Below are 17,284 nucleotides of genomic sequence, written 5' to 3' on the forward strand. Positions count from 1 at the left end.
CCGCCCGGCGCGCGGCCGGGCGCCCCGCCGCACCCCGCGGATCGCTCAGCGCTTGCCGCGGCGGTTGCCGCCGTTGCCCCCGAGCAGGCCGGCGCGGCGCAGCGCCTCCGCCATCTCGCTGTTCTCCGGCTGCGCCTCGCGGCGCCGGCCGCCGCCACCGCGCTGCCGCCCGCCGCCGCCCTGGCCGCCACTGCCCTGGCCGCCGCCCTGGCCGCCGCCGCCCGGGCTCCCGCCCCGCTGCCGCGGCGGGCCCTGCCGGTCCCGGTCGCGCCCGCCGCCCCGGCCGCCGCCGCCCGCGGGCTTGCCCGGCTCGTCGTCCAGCCGCAGCGTGAGCGAGATCCGCTTGCGCGGCACGTCCACGTCGAGCACCTTCACCTTGACGATGTCGCCGGGCTTGACGACCTCGTGCGGGTCCTTCACGAACGTCTTCGACATCGCCGAGACGTGCACCAGGCCGTCCTGGTGCACGCCCACGTCCACGAACGCCCCGAACGCGGCCACGTTCGTCACCACGCCCTCCAGCACCATGCCCTGCTGAAGGTCGCCGATCTTCTCCACGCCCTCCTTGAACGCCGCCGCCCGGAACGCCGGCCGCGGGTCACGCCCCGGCTTCTCCAGCTCCTTGAGGATGTCCGTCACCGTCGGCAGCCCGAACCGCTCGTCGGTGAAGTCCTGCGGCTTCAGCGACCGCAGCGTCTTCGTGTCGCCGATGAGCGCCGCCACCTCCGCGCCGCCCGCCTTCACCATCTGCCGCACCACCGGGTACGCCTCGGGGTGCACGCCGGAGGCGTCCAGCGGGTCGTCGCCGCCGCGGATGCGCAGGAAGCCCGCGCACTGCTCGAACGCCTTCGGCCCCAGCCGCGGCACGTCCTTCAGCGCCGCCCGGCTGCGGAACGGCCCGTTGGAGTCGCGGTGCGCCACGATGTTCTCCGCGAGTCCCGCGCCGATGCCGGAGACGCGCGCCAGCAGCGGCGCGGAGGCGGTGTTGAGGTCGACGCCCACGCCGTTGACGCAGTCCTCCACGACCGCGTCCAGGGAGCGCGACAGCTTCGTCTCCGCCAGGTCGTGCTGGTACTGGCCGACCCCGATCGACTTCGGGTCGATCTTCACCAGCTCGGCCAGCGGGTCCTGGAGCCGCCGCGCGATGGACACCGCGCCGCGCAGCGACACGTCCAGCTCGGGCAGCTCCTGCGAGGCGAACGCGGACGCCGAGTACACCGACGCCCCGGCCTCCGAGACCATCACCTTCGTCAGCTTCAGCGCGGGCTGCGCGGCGATCAGCTCGGCGGCGAGCTTGTCGGTCTCGCGCGAGGCCGTGCCGTTGCCGATCGCGATCAGCTCCACCTCGTGCACGCGCGCCAGTTCGGCAAGGACCGCCAGCGCCTCGTCCCACTTGCGCTGCGGCGCGTGCGGGTAGACGGTCGCGGTGGCGGCGACCTTGCCGGTGGCGTCGACGACGGCGACCTTCACGCCCGTACGCAGCCCGGGGTCGAGGCCCAGCGTGGGGCGGGTGCCCGCGGGGGCGGCCAGCAGCAGGTCCCGCAGGTTGGCGGCGAAGATGTCCACCGCCTGGTCCTCGGCGGACGTACGCAGCCGCACCCGCAGGTCGATGCCGAGGTGCACCAGGATGCGGGTGCGCCACGCCCAGCGCACCGTGTCGGCGAGCCAGGGGTCGGCGGGCCGCCCCCGGTTCTCCACGCCGAACCTGGCGGCGATGGCGCGCTCGTACGCCGTCGGGCCCTCCTGCTCGGCCGCCCCGGGCGCGTCGGGCTCCAGGGCGAGGTCGAGGACCTCCTCCTTCTCGCCGCGGAAGAGGGCGAGGATGCGGTGCGACGGCAGGTCGGTCAGCGGCTCGGCGAAGTCGAAGTAGTCCGCGAACTTCGCGCCCGCCTCCTCCTTGCCCTCGCGCACCTTGGCGGCGGCCCGGCCGTGCGTCCACATCCGCTCGCGCAGCTCGCCGATCAGGTCGGCGTCCTCGCCGAACCGCTCGGTGAGGATCGCCCGCGCGCCCTCCAGGGCCGCGGCCGGGTCGGCCACGCCCTTGTCCGCGTCCACGAACGCGCCGGCCGCGGCGAGCGGTGCCACCGACGGGTCGGCGAGCAGCCCGTCCGCCAGCGGCTCCAGCCCGGCCTCGCGGGCGATCTGCGCCTTCGTACGCCGTTTCGGCTTGTACGGCAGGTAGACGTCCTCCAGGCGGGCCTTGGAGTCGGCGGCGCGGATCTGCGCCTCCAGCTCTCCGGTCAGCTTGCCCTGCCCGCGTACGGACTCCAGGATCGCCGTCCGCCGCTCCTCCAGCTCGCGCAGATACCGCAGCCGCTCCTCGGCCGTCCGCAACTGGGCGTCGTCGAGCATCTCCGTCGCCTCTTTGCGGTAGCGGGCGATGAACGGCACGGTGGCGCCGTCGTCGAGCAGCCGCACCGCCGCCGTGATCTGCCGCTCGCGTACGCCGAGCTCCTCGGCGATTTTGGCCTCAATCGATACCGACGCCGTCACGTCCGCCCCACTTTCTGTCATCTGTGGCGGAGTGCATTGTGGCAGGTCCGGCTGACAGCCGGGCGACCGGCGGGAGCGGTGCCGGTCGCCCGGCGGGTCGGAAACGACCGGGGCGCGTCCCCGACCGTGGAAGGGACGCGCCCCGGAACCGGCCGGCGGCGAGGTCAGGCGGTGCGGCGCCGGGTCTTCCGGCCGCCCCGGGAGGCGCCGCTGAAGAGCCGGGCGACCAGGCGGAAGGGAAGGGTCACGATCGTGGCAATGGCGCCGCCGATCATGCGCAGGGTGTCGGCGATGGCTCGCATCACTGTTCTCCTCGCTGCTCGGGTGCAGAACAGCGGGTAGCCACCCACGCCTTGCCCAAACATCCAACCCGCGATCCGTGCCCCGCGGCCCTGTCCGCGTATGTCAGCCTTTGCCGAAGATATCCTTCGGCATCGCCCCCGCCGCCAGTGCGGTGGTGGTGTAGCCGGTGGCCAGCTCGGTCAGCCGCGCCACGCCCGCGGCGCCCAGGTGCTCGTACGGGCCGAGGTCCACCCGGTCCGTCTCGTCCTCCAGCCCCTTGCGCAGCGCCGTACCCGCCTCCGTCAGCTCGCCGTCCGCGGCCAGCAGCCCGCGGGCCCGCAGCCGGTCCTGCGCCGCCGCCCACTCCCCGGCCTCCCAGCCGCGCGACTCCCGGGCGAACTCCGGGGTGAAGCCGAAGCCGGAGGCGGTGTGGGTGACCTGGGACTCCAGCCCGTCGAGCCCGCCGAGGGCCAGCACCGCGTTGTGGCTGTCGCCGCGGTGCTCACGCAGTTGGGTGGCCGCGTGCCAGAGCACCAGGTGCGGGGCGTCCGGCACCGGCTGCCCGGCCTCGGCCGCGTACAGGACCCGCCCGGCGCGCCCGCCGCCCGCGGCCGCCCGCTGCGCCAGCTCCGCGGCCTCGGCCAGCTCCGGCGAGGCGATCGTCTCCTCGCCCAGCAGCCGCCGCAGCACGGCGTCGGCGACCCGCAGCCGGGCCGCCAGCACGGTGGCCGGGTCCGCGGCCGACCAGGCGGCGGGCACGTGCTCCGTGACCAGGCGGTGGCTGTAGTTGTAGAAGGTGGCGGTGACCACGCCGGGGCCGACGGGGCCCATGGCGGCGGACCGGGCGGAGAAGTACGCGGCGTGCCAGCCGTCGATGCCGAGGGCGGCGAACTCCTCGGTGAACTCCGGCGCGAAGTAGATCGCCGAGTGCAGCGGGTTGAGGACCTGGTGGCAGCGGCGGCCGGCGCGCGGCGGGAGTGGCGTCATGGGGTCATGTTACTGAGCGGACGCTTAGCGAGCGAAGGGTGCGGTCGTGTGTTCGTGCCCGCGGGCGCGCGGCGGGCGTCAGACGGTCCAGGTGAAGCGCGGCTCGCGGCGTTCCAGGAAGGCGGCGACGCCCTCCGCGGTGTCCCCGGCCGCGCGCGCCTGCGCGGCCCAGTGCGCGACACGTACCGCGTCCGCGCCGGCGGGCGCTCCCCCGTCCCCGTACACCGCGGCCGAGTCGGCGAAGTCCTTCGCCGCCGCCTGGGTGAGCTGCGAGCGCGCCGCCAGCACCCCGGTGAACTCCGCCGTCCGCGCGTCCAGTTCCGCCGCCGGCAGCACCTCGTCCACCAGGCCGGTGCGCAGCGCCCGGGCCGCGTCGATCAAGTCGGCCGAGAACAGCAGGTACTTCGCCGTCGCCGGGCCCACCAGCCGCACCAGCCGGCGCGTCGCGCCGGCCGGGTAGACGATGCCCAGCCTGGCGGGGGTGACCCCGAACAGCGCGTCCCCGGCGGCGAACCGCAGGTCGCAGGCCGCCGCGAGCTGGCAGCCACCGCCCACGCAGTGCCCGCGCACCACCGCGAGCGACGGCTTGGGGAAGGCGGCGAGCGCCTCCTCGGCGGCTTCGGCGAGACCCTGCGTGCCCTCGCTGCCCGCCCGCAGCGAGCCGATGTCGGCCCCCGCGCAGAACGTGCCGCCCGCGCCGGTGAGCACCAGCGCGCGCACCGCCCGGTCGGCCGCGAGCCCCGCGAGCAGCCCCGGCAGCGCGCGCCACATCTCCGGCGTCATCGCATTGCGCTTGGCCGGGTTGCTGATGACCACGCTCGCCACGCCGCCGTCGACGCCGCACCGCAGCTCGCCTTCGCTCATGGGCGGGAGCCTCTCACGGCGGGCCGCGCCCCCGGCGGCGGGCCCGCCCGCCCGCTCGGGCGGCCGGGCCGGGGCAGGGCGGGGCCAGGGCACCCGCGCCGCCCCGGCGGCCCGGCGCGCGGGTCCTACAGCGGCTCGATGTCGCTCAGCTCCTCGTCCAGCAGCAGCCAGCGCGTGATCCCGATGTCGCGCAGGAACGGTACGTCGTGGCTGGCGACCACGAGCGCCCCCTCGTACGACTCCAGCGCCCTGACCAACTGCTTCGCGCTGGCCATGTCGAGGTTGTTCGTCGGCTCGTCCAGCATCAGCAACTGCGGCGCCGGCTCCGCCAGCATCAGCGCCGCCAGCGTGGCGCGGAACCGCTCCCCGCCCGACAGCGTGCCCACGATCTGGTCCGCCCGGCCCTGCCGGAACAGGAAGCGGGCCAGCCGGGAGCGGATCTGCTGGTTGGTCGCCTCGGGCGCCAGCAGGGCGACGTTCTCGACGATGCTCAGCGCGTCGTCCAGCACGTCGAGCCGCTGCGGCAGGTAGCGCAGCGGTACGTGCACCGCCGCCTCGCCCGCCTGCGGCACGAGCTGCCCGGCGATCGTCCGCAGCAGCGTCGACTTGCCCGCGCCGTTGCGCCCGGTCAGCGCGATCCGCTCCGGGCCGCGCACCTGGAGCGCCTCGACCCGCCCGCCGTAGCGCAGCTCCAGATCGCGCAGCATCAGCACGTCCCGACCGGCGGGCACGGCGGTGTACGACAGGTCGACGCGGATCTCGTCGTCGTCCCGTACCGCCGCCTCCGCCTCGTCCAGGCGCTCCCTGGCGTCCTTCAGCCGCTCCTCGTGCATGATGCGGTGCTTGCCGGCGGAGACCTGGGCCTCCCGCTTGCGCGCGTTCATGATGATCTTCGGCTCGCGCTTGTTCGCGAACTGCTTGTCGGCGTACCGCTTGCGCTTGCTGAGCTTCTCGTGCGCGTCGGCCAGCTCGCGCTTCTGCCGCTTGAGGTCCGCCTCCGCGGAGCGCACCGTCCGCTCGGCGGCCTCCTGCTCGACGGCCAGCGCCTCCTCGTACGCCGTGAAGTTGCCGCCGTACCAGGCGACCTCGCCGTCCCGCAGGTCGGCGACCTGGTCGACGCGGTCGAGCAGCTCGCGGTCGTGGCTGACGATCACCATCACGCCCGGCCAGGACTCCACGGCCGCGTACAGCCGGCGGCGGGCCTTCAGGTCGAGGTTGTTCGTCGGCTCGTCCAGCAGCAGCACCTCGGGCCGCTGCATGAGCAGCGCGGCGAGCCGCAGCAGCACCGACTCGCCGCCGGAGACCTCGCCGATGGTGCGGTCGAGGCCGACGTGCGCCAGGCCGAGCTGGTCGAGGGTGGCGCGGGCGCGCTCCTCGACGTCCCAGTCGTCGCCGACGGCCGTGAAGTGCTCCTCGGCGACGTCGCCCGACTCGATGGCGTGCAGCGCGCGCCGCACACCGTCGATGCCCAGCACCTCGTCGACCCGCGCGGCGGTGTCGAGCACGAGGTTCTGCGGCAGGTAGCCGACGGTGCCCGCGGCCCTGACCGTGCCGGCGGCGGGGGCCAGCTCCCCGGCCATCAGCCTCAGCAGCGTGGACTTGCCCGTGCCGTTGCGGCCGATCAGCCCGGTGCGGCCGGGGCCGACGACGAGGTCGAGGCCCTCGAAGACGGTCGTGCCGTCCGGCCAGGTGAAGGCCAGCCCGGTGCAGGTGACGGAGGCGGCGGCGTGTGGCGTGGAGGGAAATGACATGGCTTCTCCCGGTGAGGTCGTGGGGGTGCGACGGGGCGGCGTCGGCACCGGACGGCGACCTGGGAGAGCCGGGTGGAACGAGGGCGGGGCTGGGCGCCCTGTAGGACAGGAAGGTGGCTCAAGCCATGAGGTCGCACGTGCCGCACGCGGGATATGCCGCGGGCACGGTGCCGTAGAGACCTCAGACGAGCAACACCTTCTCCAATCGTCGACTACAGGGCACTGTGAAGGTACGACGGTGCCGAGGGTACCGGCAACCGATTTTTTCGATCTCAACGCTGGCCGGTGCCGACGCAGCCGGTCGGAAGGTGACGAAAGCCAGTCAAGTTCTGCGCGATGGGGGGTTGAGCTCCGGTGATTGCCAACACTCGGAGGGTGAGTGGTGGCGAAAGCAGGTGCCGGCGGTGAACGACGGCGGAAGCCCGAGACCCGAGCCCGGCCAGGTGGTCCCGGCGACGTACGAGGGGACCTGGAAGTTCGACGCCCCGGCGCTCGACTCCTCCGTCCCCCAGTCCCGGCACGCCGTACGCGACCTCCTCGTCCGGCAGCGCGTGCCCCTCGGCGACGAACTGCTCCAGGGCGTGCTGCTGATCGTCTCGGAGCTGGTGACGAACGCGGTCCGGCACGCCGCCGTGCTGTCCCCGGAGATCGGCGTCGAGCTGTCCGTCAGCGCCGGCTGGGTCCGCGTCGCCGTGTCGGACCAGCACCCGTACCGCCCGAAGGCCCTCCAGGCGGACGACGACGAGACGGGCGGCCGGGGACTGCTGCTGGTCAAGACGATCACGAACGACGCGGGCGGCACCTGCGACGTGCAGCACACCGTCGACGGCGGGAAGGTGATCTGGGCCTCGCTCCCGCTCGGCGGCGTCACCAGCCGGATGCCGGCCCCGTCAGCTCCCGGATGGCCGGCCTGGCCGCGTCCAGCACCGTCATGAACCACGCCGAGAACGGGTCCTCGGCATGCCGCTTGACCAGCTCGTCCGGCGTGACGAAGGCGACCGCGCCGACCTCGTCGGCGTCCGGGCGGGCCTCGGCCCGCAGCAGCCCGGCGAAGAGGTGGTTGTACTCGTGCTCCACCAGCCCCGAGGCGGGGTCCGGGTGGTGGTACGTGACCGTCCCGGCCTCGGCGAGCAGCGCGGGCGAGGCGCCCAGCTCCTCGAAGGTCCGGCGGGCCGCGGCGGCGAGCGGCGACTCGCCGGGGTAGGGGTGGCCGCAGCAGGAGTTGGACCACACGCCGGGGGAGTGGTACTTGCCCAGCGCGCGCTGCTGGATCAGCATCCGGCCGGCGGTGTCGAAGAGGAAGACCGAGAACGCCCGGTGCAGCCGCCCGGGCGCCTGGTGCGCGGACAGCTTCTCCGCGGTGCCGATCGTGGTCCCGTCCTGGTCGACGAGCTCCAGCAGGATCTCTTCGGTGGTAGCGGCCGGCATGACCATCCTTTGCGTCCGATCTACGGCGTCCGGTGCAGGGGCGCCCCGGTCTCCGCGGCGGGCGGAAACGACGGGACGCCTCATTCAGTCTGCCTTACCGGCCTCTGCTCAATGACAGAGATTTGCCTCATGCTCGGCGTGTCCGACGGGCTCGATCTGGAATGTGCAGTGGTCGACATCGAAGTGATCACCGAGGCACCCCTGGAGATCGTGCAGCAACCTCTCCTGACCCACGGCCTCCAGCACGTCGGGCTTGACCACCACGTGCGCCGATATCACCGGCATACCGGAGGTGATCGTCCACACGTGCAGATCGTGCAGCTCCACCACGCCCGGCAGCGCGAGGATGTGCGTGCGCACCTCGGAGACGTCCACGTCCTTCGGCGCCGCCTCCAGCAGCACGTCGAGCGCCTCGCGCAGCAGCCGGAACGTCCGCGGGATGATCATCGAGCCGATGGCGAGCGAGGCGACCGGGTCCGCGTACTGCCAGCCGGTCGTGACGATGACCAGCGCCGAGATGATGACCGCGACCGACCCCAGCGCGTCCGCCAGCACCTCCAGGAAGGCGCCGCGCACGTTCAGGCTCTCCTGCCGGCCGCGCATCAGCAGCGCCAGCGAGATCAGGTTGACCACCAGGCCCGCGGCACCGAACGCGAAGGTCAGCCCGCCCTCGATCTCCGGCGGATCCATGAAGCGGCGCACCGCCTGGTAGAGGATGTAGCCGCCGACGCCGAAGAGCAGCAGGCAGTTGGCCAGCGCCGCCAGGATCTCGGCCCGCGCGAAGCCGAAGGTGCGGCGCTCGCTCGTCGGCCGGTTCGCGAAGTGGATCGCCAGCAGCGCCATGGAGAGCCCGACCACGTCGGTCGCCATGTGCCCGGCGTCCGCGACGAGCGCCAGCGAACCGGTGATCACCCCGCCGACCACCTGGAGGCCCAGCACCGACAGCGTGAGGGCCAGGGCGATGCGCAGCCGTCCGCGGTGCGCGGCGGAGGCCGTACCGCCGGCCGGCCCGTGCGAATGGTCGTGCCCTGCACCCATGCCGCGTGCCCTCCGGTTCCCGAGACGGTCGCCGACAGGCTCTCGTGCCCGTCCGACGATCTCAGTGAACTACGCGCCGGAGGTAATCGCCAAACCTTGACATGAAGTCGGTTTTCATCGTCTGACCTGCGGAAACGCTCCTGCTGACGTCTCGGCTGGTCAGCCGCGCCGCGCGGCCGGATGGCTGCGCAGCCAGCCCGCCCAGGCGGACTCGACCATGCCGCGCACGTCCAGCCGCGGGAGCCAGCCCAGCTCCTTGGCCGCCAGGTCGTACGACGCGACCACCCGGGCCGGGTCCCCGGGGCGCCGGGGCCGGACCACCGGGGGGTGCTCGCGGCGCCCCGTGACATCGGCGACGACCTCGGCCAGCTCCCGCACCGACACGCCGGTGCCGCTGCCGAGGTTCACCGTCAGGTCGCCGGAGACGGCCGGTGCGGCGACGCGGCGGGCCGCCGCCAGGTGGGCGTCGGCGAGGTCGACGACGTGCACGTAGTCGCGGATGCAGGTGCCGTCGGGGGTGGGGTAGTCGTCGCCGAAGATCCGCATCGGCTCGTGCGCCGTCAGCCGCTCGAAGAACATCGGGACCACGTTGAAGACCCCGGTGTCCGCCAGCTCCGGGGCGGCGGCGCCGGCGACGTTGAAGTAGCGCAGACAGGCCGTGGCCAGCCCGTGGGCGCGGCCGGTGGCCCGCAGCAGCCACTCGCCGGCCAGCTTGGTCTCGCCGTACGGGTTGATCGGCCGGCAGGGGGTGTCCTCGGTGACGAGGTCGACGTCGGGCATGCCGTAGACGGCCGCGGAGGAGGAGAGCACGAAGCGGCGGACGCCCGCGGCCACCACGGCCTCCAGCAGCACGCCCAGGCCGTGCACGTTCTCCCGGTAGTACGAGAGCGGCTGCTCCACGGACTCGCCGACCTGCTTCTTCGCCGCCAGGTGCAGCACGCCCGTGACGTCGTACTCGGCGAAGGTGCGGTCGAGCAGCAGCCGGTCCAGGAACGTGCCGCGCACCAGCGGTACGTCCGCGGGCAGCCGGGCCGGGTTGCCCGTGGACACGTCGTCCAGCACGACGACCCGCTCCCCGGCACCCGCCATGGCCCGCACGACATGCGCGCCGATGTAACCGGCCCCGCCGGTGATCAACCACGTCATGCCGGAACACTACCGCCCCGGTTTGGAGCACGGGTGCGGGCTGCGAAATGATGATCGCCACCCGGTCGAGGAGAACGGGCGGTGAACCCACGGTTCCAGGGATCCGCTAACCTCTGCCGACAGCCGCCCGGCCGGACGGGGGAGGGGCGGTCCCGCCTGCCGCCCCCTTGCCAAGGAGTGAGTTCGTCTGCGGACCGCAATCCTGATCGGCCCGCCCGTCCCCGGGTCACCCCTGGAGAGCGACCTCGGGTCGCTGGGCTACGACGACGTGCGCACCGCCGCGGACGTGGCCGACGCCGCCACCGTCCTCGCGCTGCTGCCCGCGGACGGCCGGGTCGCGCTCGTCGACAGCCGCTTCGTCGGCCACCGGCACAGCCTGCGCCTCACGCTGGCCGACCCCCGCTTCTCCGGCGCGGCCGTACCCGGCGTGGTCGCGGTGCGGACGCCCGCGGCCCGTACCGCACTCGCCCGCGCCGTGATGCGCAGCCGCACCCTCGACGGCGTCGCCGAGCAGACCGCCGCGCAGCTCGCCGACTCCGGGGAGCCGCTGGCCCGGCCGGAGCTGGGCGTGCTGGTGGCGGCCGTACCCGAGGACGCCCTGGCACGGGCGCGGGCGACGGACGCGGTCGCCGCCGTGGACGAGGAGAAGGCCCGGCTGCGGGCCGCGGTCAAGAGCCGCGACGGCTTCTTCACCACCTTCTTCATCAGCCCCTACTCGCGCTACCTGGCCCGCTGGTGCGCCCGCCGCGGACTCACCCCGAACCAGGTCACCACCGCCTCCCTGGCCACCGCCGTGCTCGCCGCCGGCTGCGCGGCCACCGGCACCCGCGGCGGCTTCGTCGCCGCCGGCGTGCTGCTGCTGCTGTCCTTCGTGCTGGACTGCACCGACGGCCAGCTCGCCCGCTACTCGCTCCAGTACTCCACGATGGGCGCCTGGCTCGACGCCACCTTCGACCGCGCCAAGGAGTACGCCTACTTCGCGGGCCTGGCCATCGGCGCCGCCAACGCCGACGGCGACGACGTGTGGGCCCTCGCGCTGGGCGCCATGGTGCTCCAGATCTGCCGGCACGTCGTGGACTTCGCCTTCAACGAGTCCATCGCCGGCACCACCGCCGCGACGACCAACCACAGCCCCACCGCCGCGCTCTCCGACCGGCTCGACCGGCTCGGCTGGACCGTGTGGCTGCGCCGCATGGTGGTGCTGCCGATCGGCGAGCGCTGGGCGCTGATCGCGGTGCTCACCGCGGTCACCACCCCCCGCGTCGTCTTCACCGTCCTGCTCGTCGGCATGGGGCTCGCCGCCTCGTACACCACCGCGGGCCGCGTGCTGCGCTCACTCAAGCGCCGCGTCCCGCGCAGCGAGCAGGCCCTCAGGGCCCTGGACGCGCTGACCGACACCGGCCCGCTCGCCGAGGCCGCCGCCCGCTCCCTGCGCGCCCCCGTGCGCTCCCTGCCGTCGTACGCCACCCCCGCCGTCGCCGCCGCCGGCGGCGCGCTCCTCGTGGCGCTGGCGCTCTTCACGCCGTACGGCACCTGGTGGCCGCTCATAGGCGCCGTCTGCTACGTCCTGACCTCGGCACTCGCCGTCGCCCGGCCGCTCGCCGGCCCGCTGGACTGGCTCGTGCCGCCGGTCTTCCGGGCCTCGGAGTACGGCCTCGTCCTCGCCCTCGCGGCCCGCTCCGAGGTGAACGGAGCGCTTCCCGCGGCTTTCGGACTGGTGGCCGCGGTCGCCTACCATCACTACGACACCGTGTACCGCATCCGCGGCGGCACGGGTGCGCCCCCGCGCCTCCTGGTGCGGGCGATCGGCGGGCACGAGGGACGGGCGCTGGCGGTCACGCTGGCGGCGGCCCTGCTGACAGGCACAGGCTTCACGTTCGCGCTCGCGGCCATCGCCGTGGCCGTGGCACTGGTGGTGCTCACCGAGAGCATCCGCTTCTGGGTCTCCTCCGGAGCCCCCGCAGTACACGACGAAACAGGAGAACCCGCATGATCGGCCTCGTGCTGGCCGCCGGCGCCGGACGGCGTCTGCGCCCCTACACCGACACCCTGCCGAAGGCCCTGGTGCCCGTCGACGGGGAGACCACCGTCCTCGACCTCACCCTCGGCAACTTCGCCGAGATCGGGTTCACCGAGGCGGCGATCATCGTCGGCTACCGCAAGGAGGCCGTGTACGAGCGCAAGGAGGCCCTGGAGCGCAGGTACGGGCTGAAGCTCACCCTGATCGACAACGACAAGGCCGAGGAGTGGAACAACGCCTACTCCCTGTGGTGCGGCCGGGACTCGGTCAGACACGACGTGATCCTCGCCAACGGCGACACGGTCCACCCCGTCTCCGTCGAGAAGACCCTGCTCGCCGCCCGCGGCGGCGACAAGAAGATCATCCTCGCCCTCGACACGGTCAAGCAGCTCGCCGACGAGGAGATGAAGGTCGTCGCCGACCCCGACAAGGGCGTCCAGCGGATCACCAAGCTGATGGACCCGGCCACGGCCACCGGCGAGTACATCGGCGTCACCCTCATCGAGGGCTCGGCCGCGGACGAGCTGGCCGACGCGCTGAAGACCACCTTCGAGCGCGACCCCGACCTCTACTACGAGGACGGCTACCAGGAGCTGGTCAACCGGGGCTTCAAGATCGACGTCGCGCCCATCGGCGACATCGCCTGGGTCGAGATCGACAACCACGACGACCTCGCCAAGGGCAGGGAGATCGCGTGCCGGTACTGACCCGCCTGATCCCGTCGCCGCTGACGGTCGACATCCGGGCCGGGGCGCTGGACGACCTCGCAGACCTCCTCTCCGACCAGCGCGTCGCGCCTTCCGGCCGGCTCGCCTTCGCCATCAGCCCGCGCTCCGGGCAGGCGCTGCGCGACCGGTTCGCGCCGGCGCTGCCCGGCGCCGACTGGTTCGCCGACGCCGACGGCACCATCGACGGCGCCGTGCGGCTGGCCGACTCCATCAAGCGCACCGGCCGCTACGACGCCGTCGTCGGCCTCGGCGGCGGCAAGGTCATCGACTCCGCGAAGTACGCCGCCGCGCGCGTCGGCCTGCCGATGGTCGCCGTGGCCACCAACCTCGCCAACGACGGCCTCTGCTCGCCGGTCTCCACGCTCGACAACGACGCCGGCCGCGGCTCGTACGGCGTGCCGAACCCCATCGCGATCGTCATCGACCTCGACGTCATCCGCGAGGCCCCGGCCCGCTTCGTCCGCGCCGGCATCGGCGACGTGACGTGCAAGCTGTCCGCGGTCGCCGACTGGGAGCTGTCCCACCGCGAGACCGCCGAGCCCATCGACGGGCTCGCCGCCGCGATGGCCCGCAGCGCCGGCAACTCGGTGCTGCGCCACCCCGGCGGGATCGGCGACGACGACTTCCTCGTCATCCTCGCCGAGGCGCTGGTGCTCTGCGGCATCGCGATGTCGGTGGCCGGCGACAGCCGCCCGGCCTCCGGCGCCTGCCACGAGATCAGCCACGCCTTCGACCTGCTGTATCCGAAGCGCTGCGCGCTCCACGGCGAGCAGTGCGGTATCGGCGGGACCTTCGCCACCTTCCTGCGCGGCGACCGGGAGACGGCGCTGCTGATGGCGCAGGTGCTGCGCCGGCACGGGCTGCCCGTGCTGGCCGACGACATCGGCTTCACGGACGACGAGTTCGCGAAGGCCATCGAGTTCGCGCCGCAGACCCGGCCCGGCCGGTACACGATCCTCGAACACCTCGACCTGTCCGCCGACGAGATCAGAGACGCCTACGCCGACTATGCCAAAGCCATCGGTAGCTGAGCTACGTCCCGTGGTCCACCCCGCGGGGGTGAAGGACCGGCGCAGCGGGGAACACTGGGCCGGCCGCCTGTACATGCGCGAGATCTCGCTGCGCGTCGACCGGCACCTGGTGAACACCCGGGTGACGCCCAACCAACTCACGTACGTCATGACCCTGGCCGGCGTCCTCGCCGCGCCGGCGCTGCTGGTCCCCGGGATCCCCGGGGCCCTGCTGGGCGTGCTCATGGTCCAGATGTACCTGCTGCTCGACTGCGTCGACGGGGAGGTCGCCCGCTGGAAGCAGCAGTTCTCCATCGGCGGCGTGTACCTCGACCGGGTCGGCGCGTACCTCTGCGACGCCGCTGTGCTCGTCGGCTTCGGCCTGCGCGCCGCCGACCCCTGGGGCGACGGTTCCGTCGACTGGCTCTGGGCCTTCCTGGGCACCCTGGCCGCGCTCGGCGCCGTGCTGATCAAGGCGGAGACCGACCTCGTCGGCGTCGCCCGCCACCAGCAGGGTCTGCCGCCGGTCAAGGAGTCCGCGGCCGAGCCGCGCTCGTCGGGAGTCGCCGTGGCCCGCAAGGCGGCGTCGGCGCTGAAGTTCCACCGGCTGATCCTGGGGATCGAGGCGTCACTCGTCATCCTCCTGCTGGCGATCCTCGACCTGATCAAGGGGGACCTGTACTTCTCCCGGCTCGGTGTCGCCGTGCTCGCCGCGATAGCGATGGTCCAGACCCTCCTTCACCTGGTCAGCATTCTGGCCTCCAGCAGGTTGCGGTGAGCCGAATGACATATGAACACCAGCCCCGGCGGCCGGAGGCGGCGAGCGCGGAGGACATCCGGGTCGGCGCCGTCGTGATCACCATGGGGCAGCGCCCCGATGAGCTGCGCGCGCTGCTGGAGTCGGTCGCCAAGCAGGACGGTGCGCCGGTCGAGGTGGTCGTCGTCGCCCAGGGCGTCACCGTGCCGAACATCCCGCAGGGCGTACGGGTCGTGGAGCTGCCCGAGAACCTGGGCATCCCCGGCGGGCGCAACGTCGGCATCGAGGCGTTCGGCGACGGCGGCCGGGACGTCGACGTGCTGCTCTTCCTCGACGACGACGGTCTTCTGCCACAACAGGACACCGCCCGGCTGGTGCGCGAGGCGTTCGCCGCCGACCCGCGCCTGGGCATCGTCAGCTTCCGTATCGCCGACCCCGAGACCGGGGTCACGCAGCGCCGGCACGTGCCCCGGCTGCGCGCCTCCGACCCGATGCGCTCCTCGCGCGTCACCACGTTCCTCGGCGGCGCCAACGCGGTGCGTACGGCGGTGTTCCAGGAGGTCGGCGGGCTGCCGGACGACTTCTTCTACGCCCACGAGGAGACCGACCTCGCCTGGCGGGCGCTCGACGCGGGCTGGCACATCGACTACCGCGCCGACATGGTGCTGCACCACCCGACGATGCCGCCCAGCAGGCACGCCACGTACCACCACAACGTGGCCCGCAACCGGGTCTGGCTGGCCCGCCGGAACCTGCCCGTTCCGCTCGTCCCGGTCTATCTCGGTGTCTGGTTCCTGCTCACAGTGGCGCGCAGCCCCTCGCCGGCTGTGCTGAAATCATGGCTCGTAGGCTTCCGAGAGGGCTGGCGTGCGCCGTGCGGGCCGCGCCGGCCCATGAAGTGGCGTACGGTGTGGCGGCTGACCCGGCTGGGACGACCGCCGGTGATCTGACAAGCTCGTACCGTTGAGTGTCTGAGGACGAAAGTTACCGACTGTGAGCGATACGGCAGTGGGCGCTCCGCCCAAGCGCCATCCCGACGACGGGCTGTCCCCGGCCGAGCTGGCCGCCAAGTACGGCCTCTCGGTGAGCGGCGCGCGACCCGGACTGCCCGAGTACGTGCGGCAGCTCTGGGCACGCCGCCACTTCATCCTGACCTTCTCGCGCGCCAAGCTCACCGCGCAGTACAGCAAGGCGAAGCTGGGGCAGATGTGGCAGGTGCTGACACCGCTGCTGAACGCCACGGTGTTCTTCTTCATCTTCGGCATCCTGCTCGGCGGTCGCGGCGGCATGCCGATGAGCGAGTACATCCCGTTCCTGGTGACGGGTGTGTTCGTGTGGACGTTCACGCAGCAGTCGGTGATGTCGGGGGTCCGCTCGATCTCGGGGAACCTGGGCCTGGTGCGGGCGCTGCACTTCCCGCGCGCCGCGCTCCCGATCTCCTTCTCGCTCCAGCAGCTCCAGCAGTTGCTGTACTCGATGATCGTGATGGCGGCGTTCCTGCTGGGCTTCGGCTACTTCCCCATCTGGACGTGGCTGCTGGTGCCGGTGATCCTGGCGCTCCAGTACCTCTTCAACGCGGGGCTGGCGATGATCTTCGCCAGGCTGGGCAGTGACTCGCCCGACCTGGCGCAGGTGATGCCGTTCATCCTGCGCACCTGGATGTACGGCTCCGGGGTGATGTTCCCGCTGCACCACATGCTGGTGGACCGGGCGAACGCCCCGAAGTGGGCCGCCGACCTCATCGCGATGAACCCGGCCGCGGTATACATGGACCTCATGAGGTTCGTCCTGATGGGGGACTACAGCCAGAACAACATGCCGCCGCACGTCTGGCTGCTGGCGCTCGGCTGGGCCGTCGTGATCGGGGCGTTCGGGTTCGTGTTCTTCTGGAAGGCTGAGGAGCGTTATGGCCGTGGCTGAACATCCGACGAGCCGCGCCGAGTCCGACGCCCCGGATGCCGGGCGGGTGCCGACGGTCATCGCGGACGACCTGCACATCGTCTACCGGGTGCTGGGCGGCAACCGCGGCAAGGGCAGCGGCTCCGCCGCGCTCAACCGCATCCTGCGCCGGGAGAAGCAGGACCGGGTGCGCGAGGTGCACGCGGTGCGCGGGGTGAGCTTCACGGCGTACCGCGGCCAGGCCATCGGCCTGATCGGCTCCAACGGCTCCGGCAAGTCGACGCTGCTGAAGGCCATCGCGGGCGTGCTGCCCGCGCACAGCGGCCGGGTGTACACCAACGGCCAGCCCTCGCTGCTCGGCGTCAACGCGGCGCTGATGAACGACCTGACCGGCGAGCGGAACGTGATGCTCGGCGGGCTGGCGATGGGCATGACCCGCGACCAGATCCGCGAGCGGTACCAGAGCATCGTCGACTTCTCCGGCATAAACGAGAAGGGCGACTTCATCACCCTGCCCATGCGGACGTACTCCTCCGGCATGGCGGCGCGGCTGCGGTTCTCCATCGCCGCGGCCAAGGACCACGAGGTGCTGATGATCGACGAGGCCCTGGCCACCGGCGACTTGAGGTTCCGCAAGCGCTCCGAGGCCCGGCTGCGCGAGCTGCGCAAGCAGGCCGGCACGGTGTTCCTGGTCAGCCACACCAACAAGTCCATCCGCGACACCTGCGACCGGGTGCTGTGGCTGGAGAAGGGCGAGTTGGTGATGGACGGGGCGACGGACGACGTGCTGAAGGAGTACCAGGAGTTCTCCAAGCGGTAGTCGCGCGTACGCGCCGAAGGGCCCCGCCGCGTCGCGCGGCGGGGCCCTTCGCGTACGTCCC

Annotated in this window: 16 protein-coding genes; 8 read left to right on the forward strand and 8 right to left on the reverse strand. The window is 72.7% G+C overall.

The annotated features are described in order from the left end of the window. Positions 1-45: 45 nt before the first annotated feature. From QBL21_RS15370 to QBL21_RS15390, 5 genes are all read right to left on the reverse strand, one after another. Positions 46-2,514, reverse strand: coding sequence for a Tex family protein (locus tag QBL21_RS15370; RefSeq protein WP_407562748.1), 2,469 nt, complete (start codon positions 2,512-2,514; stop codon positions 46-48). 143 nt (positions 2,515-2,657) lie between these two features. Continuing rightward, positions 2,658-2,795, reverse strand: coding sequence for an LPFR motif small protein (locus QBL21_RS15375; RefSeq protein WP_407562749.1), 138 nt, complete (start codon positions 2,793-2,795; stop codon positions 2,658-2,660). Positions 2,796-2,898: 103 nt separating this feature from the next. Further along, the gene (locus QBL21_RS15380) at positions 2,899-3,762 is read right to left on the reverse strand and encodes an SCO6745 family protein (RefSeq protein WP_407562750.1); all 864 of its coding nucleotides are present in this window, start codon (positions 3,760-3,762) and stop codon (positions 2,899-2,901) included. A 78-nt stretch (positions 3,763-3,840) separates the two neighbouring features. After that, on the reverse strand, positions 3,841-4,626 hold the full coding sequence (locus QBL21_RS15385) for an enoyl-CoA hydratase/isomerase family protein (RefSeq protein WP_407562751.1): 786 nt from the start codon (positions 4,624-4,626) through the stop codon (positions 3,841-3,843). Between the two features lie 125 nt (positions 4,627-4,751). Then, positions 4,752-6,377 carry an ABC-F family ATP-binding cassette domain-containing protein gene (locus tag QBL21_RS15390; protein WP_407562752.1) on the reverse strand — a complete coding sequence of 542 codons (1,626 nt, stop codon included), beginning with the start codon at positions 6,375-6,377 and terminating at the stop codon, positions 4,752-4,754. 404 nt (positions 6,378-6,781) lie between these two features. Here QBL21_RS15390 and QBL21_RS15395 point away from each other — a divergent pair, with 404 nt between their 5' ends. Next, on the forward strand, positions 6,782-7,312 hold the full coding sequence (locus QBL21_RS15395) for an ATP-binding protein (protein ID WP_407562753.1): 531 nt from the start codon (positions 6,782-6,784) through the stop codon (positions 7,310-7,312). Here the strand turns inward: QBL21_RS15395 and idi are convergent. The 3 genes from idi to galE all read right to left on the reverse strand — a co-directional run bounded on the left by idi (position 7,245) and on the right by galE (position 9,989). Then, entirely contained in the window at positions 7,245-7,805 is a 561-nt protein-coding gene (gene idi, locus QBL21_RS15400) for an isopentenyl-diphosphate Delta-isomerase (RefSeq protein ID WP_407562754.1), read from the reverse strand. The genes QBL21_RS15395 and idi overlap by 68 nt on opposite strands. A 108-nt stretch (positions 7,806-7,913) precedes the next feature. Further along, positions 7,914-8,843, reverse strand: a complete 930-nt coding sequence (locus QBL21_RS15405) for a cation diffusion facilitator family transporter (RefSeq protein WP_407562755.1) — start codon at positions 8,841-8,843, stop codon at positions 7,914-7,916. Between the two features lie 159 nt (positions 8,844-9,002). Continuing rightward, positions 9,003-9,989, reverse strand: coding sequence for a UDP-glucose 4-epimerase GalE (gene galE / locus QBL21_RS15410; RefSeq protein ID WP_407562756.1), 987 nt, complete (start codon positions 9,987-9,989; stop codon positions 9,003-9,005). Between the two features lie 187 nt (positions 9,990-10,176). Here galE and QBL21_RS15415 point away from each other — a divergent pair, with 187 nt between their 5' ends. From QBL21_RS15415 to QBL21_RS15445, 7 genes are read left to right on the forward strand one after another with little or no spacing between them, the layout of a single operon-like run. Beyond that, a complete protein-coding gene (locus tag QBL21_RS15415; protein ID WP_407566439.1) occupies positions 10,177-11,982 on the forward strand; it encodes a DUF5941 domain-containing protein in 1,806 nt (601 codons plus the stop codon). Then, complete coding sequence (locus QBL21_RS15420; RefSeq protein WP_407562757.1) at positions 11,979-12,716, forward strand: sugar phosphate nucleotidyltransferase; 738 nt, start codon at positions 11,979-11,981, stop codon at positions 12,714-12,716. Before QBL21_RS15415 ends, QBL21_RS15420 begins: the two co-directional genes overlap by 4 nt. Then, positions 12,704-13,768 carry an iron-containing alcohol dehydrogenase family protein gene (locus tag QBL21_RS15425; RefSeq protein WP_407562758.1) on the forward strand — a complete coding sequence of 355 codons (1,065 nt, stop codon included), beginning with the start codon at positions 12,704-12,706 and terminating at the stop codon, positions 13,766-13,768. Before QBL21_RS15420 ends, QBL21_RS15425 begins: the two co-directional genes overlap by 13 nt. Further along, positions 13,746-14,525 (forward strand): CDP-alcohol phosphatidyltransferase family protein, encoded by a 780-nt coding sequence (locus QBL21_RS15430; protein WP_407562759.1) that lies wholly within the window; start codon positions 13,746-13,748, stop codon positions 14,523-14,525. The genes QBL21_RS15425 and QBL21_RS15430 overlap by 23 nt, the downstream gene beginning before the upstream one ends. 5 nt (positions 14,526-14,530) lie before the next feature. Further along, positions 14,531-15,454: a glycosyltransferase family 2 protein gene (locus QBL21_RS15435; RefSeq protein WP_407562760.1), complete on the forward strand. Its 924-nt coding sequence runs from the start codon at positions 14,531-14,533 to the stop codon at positions 15,452-15,454. 58 nt (positions 15,455-15,512) lie between these two features. Further along, a complete protein-coding gene (locus QBL21_RS15440; RefSeq protein ID WP_407566440.1) occupies positions 15,513-16,424 on the forward strand; it encodes an ABC transporter permease in 912 nt (303 codons plus the stop codon). Further along, positions 16,411-17,223 carry an ABC transporter ATP-binding protein gene (locus QBL21_RS15445; RefSeq protein WP_407562761.1) on the forward strand — a complete coding sequence of 271 codons (813 nt, stop codon included), beginning with the start codon at positions 16,411-16,413 and terminating at the stop codon, positions 17,221-17,223. The genes QBL21_RS15440 and QBL21_RS15445 overlap by 14 nt, the downstream gene beginning before the upstream one ends. The last annotated feature ends 61 nt before the right edge of the window (positions 17,224-17,284 follow it).

Origin of the sequence: Streptomyces sp. 184, assembly GCF_045781775.1 — a bacterium.
Lineage (GTDB): Bacteria > Actinomycetota > Actinomycetes > Streptomycetales > Streptomycetaceae > Streptomyces.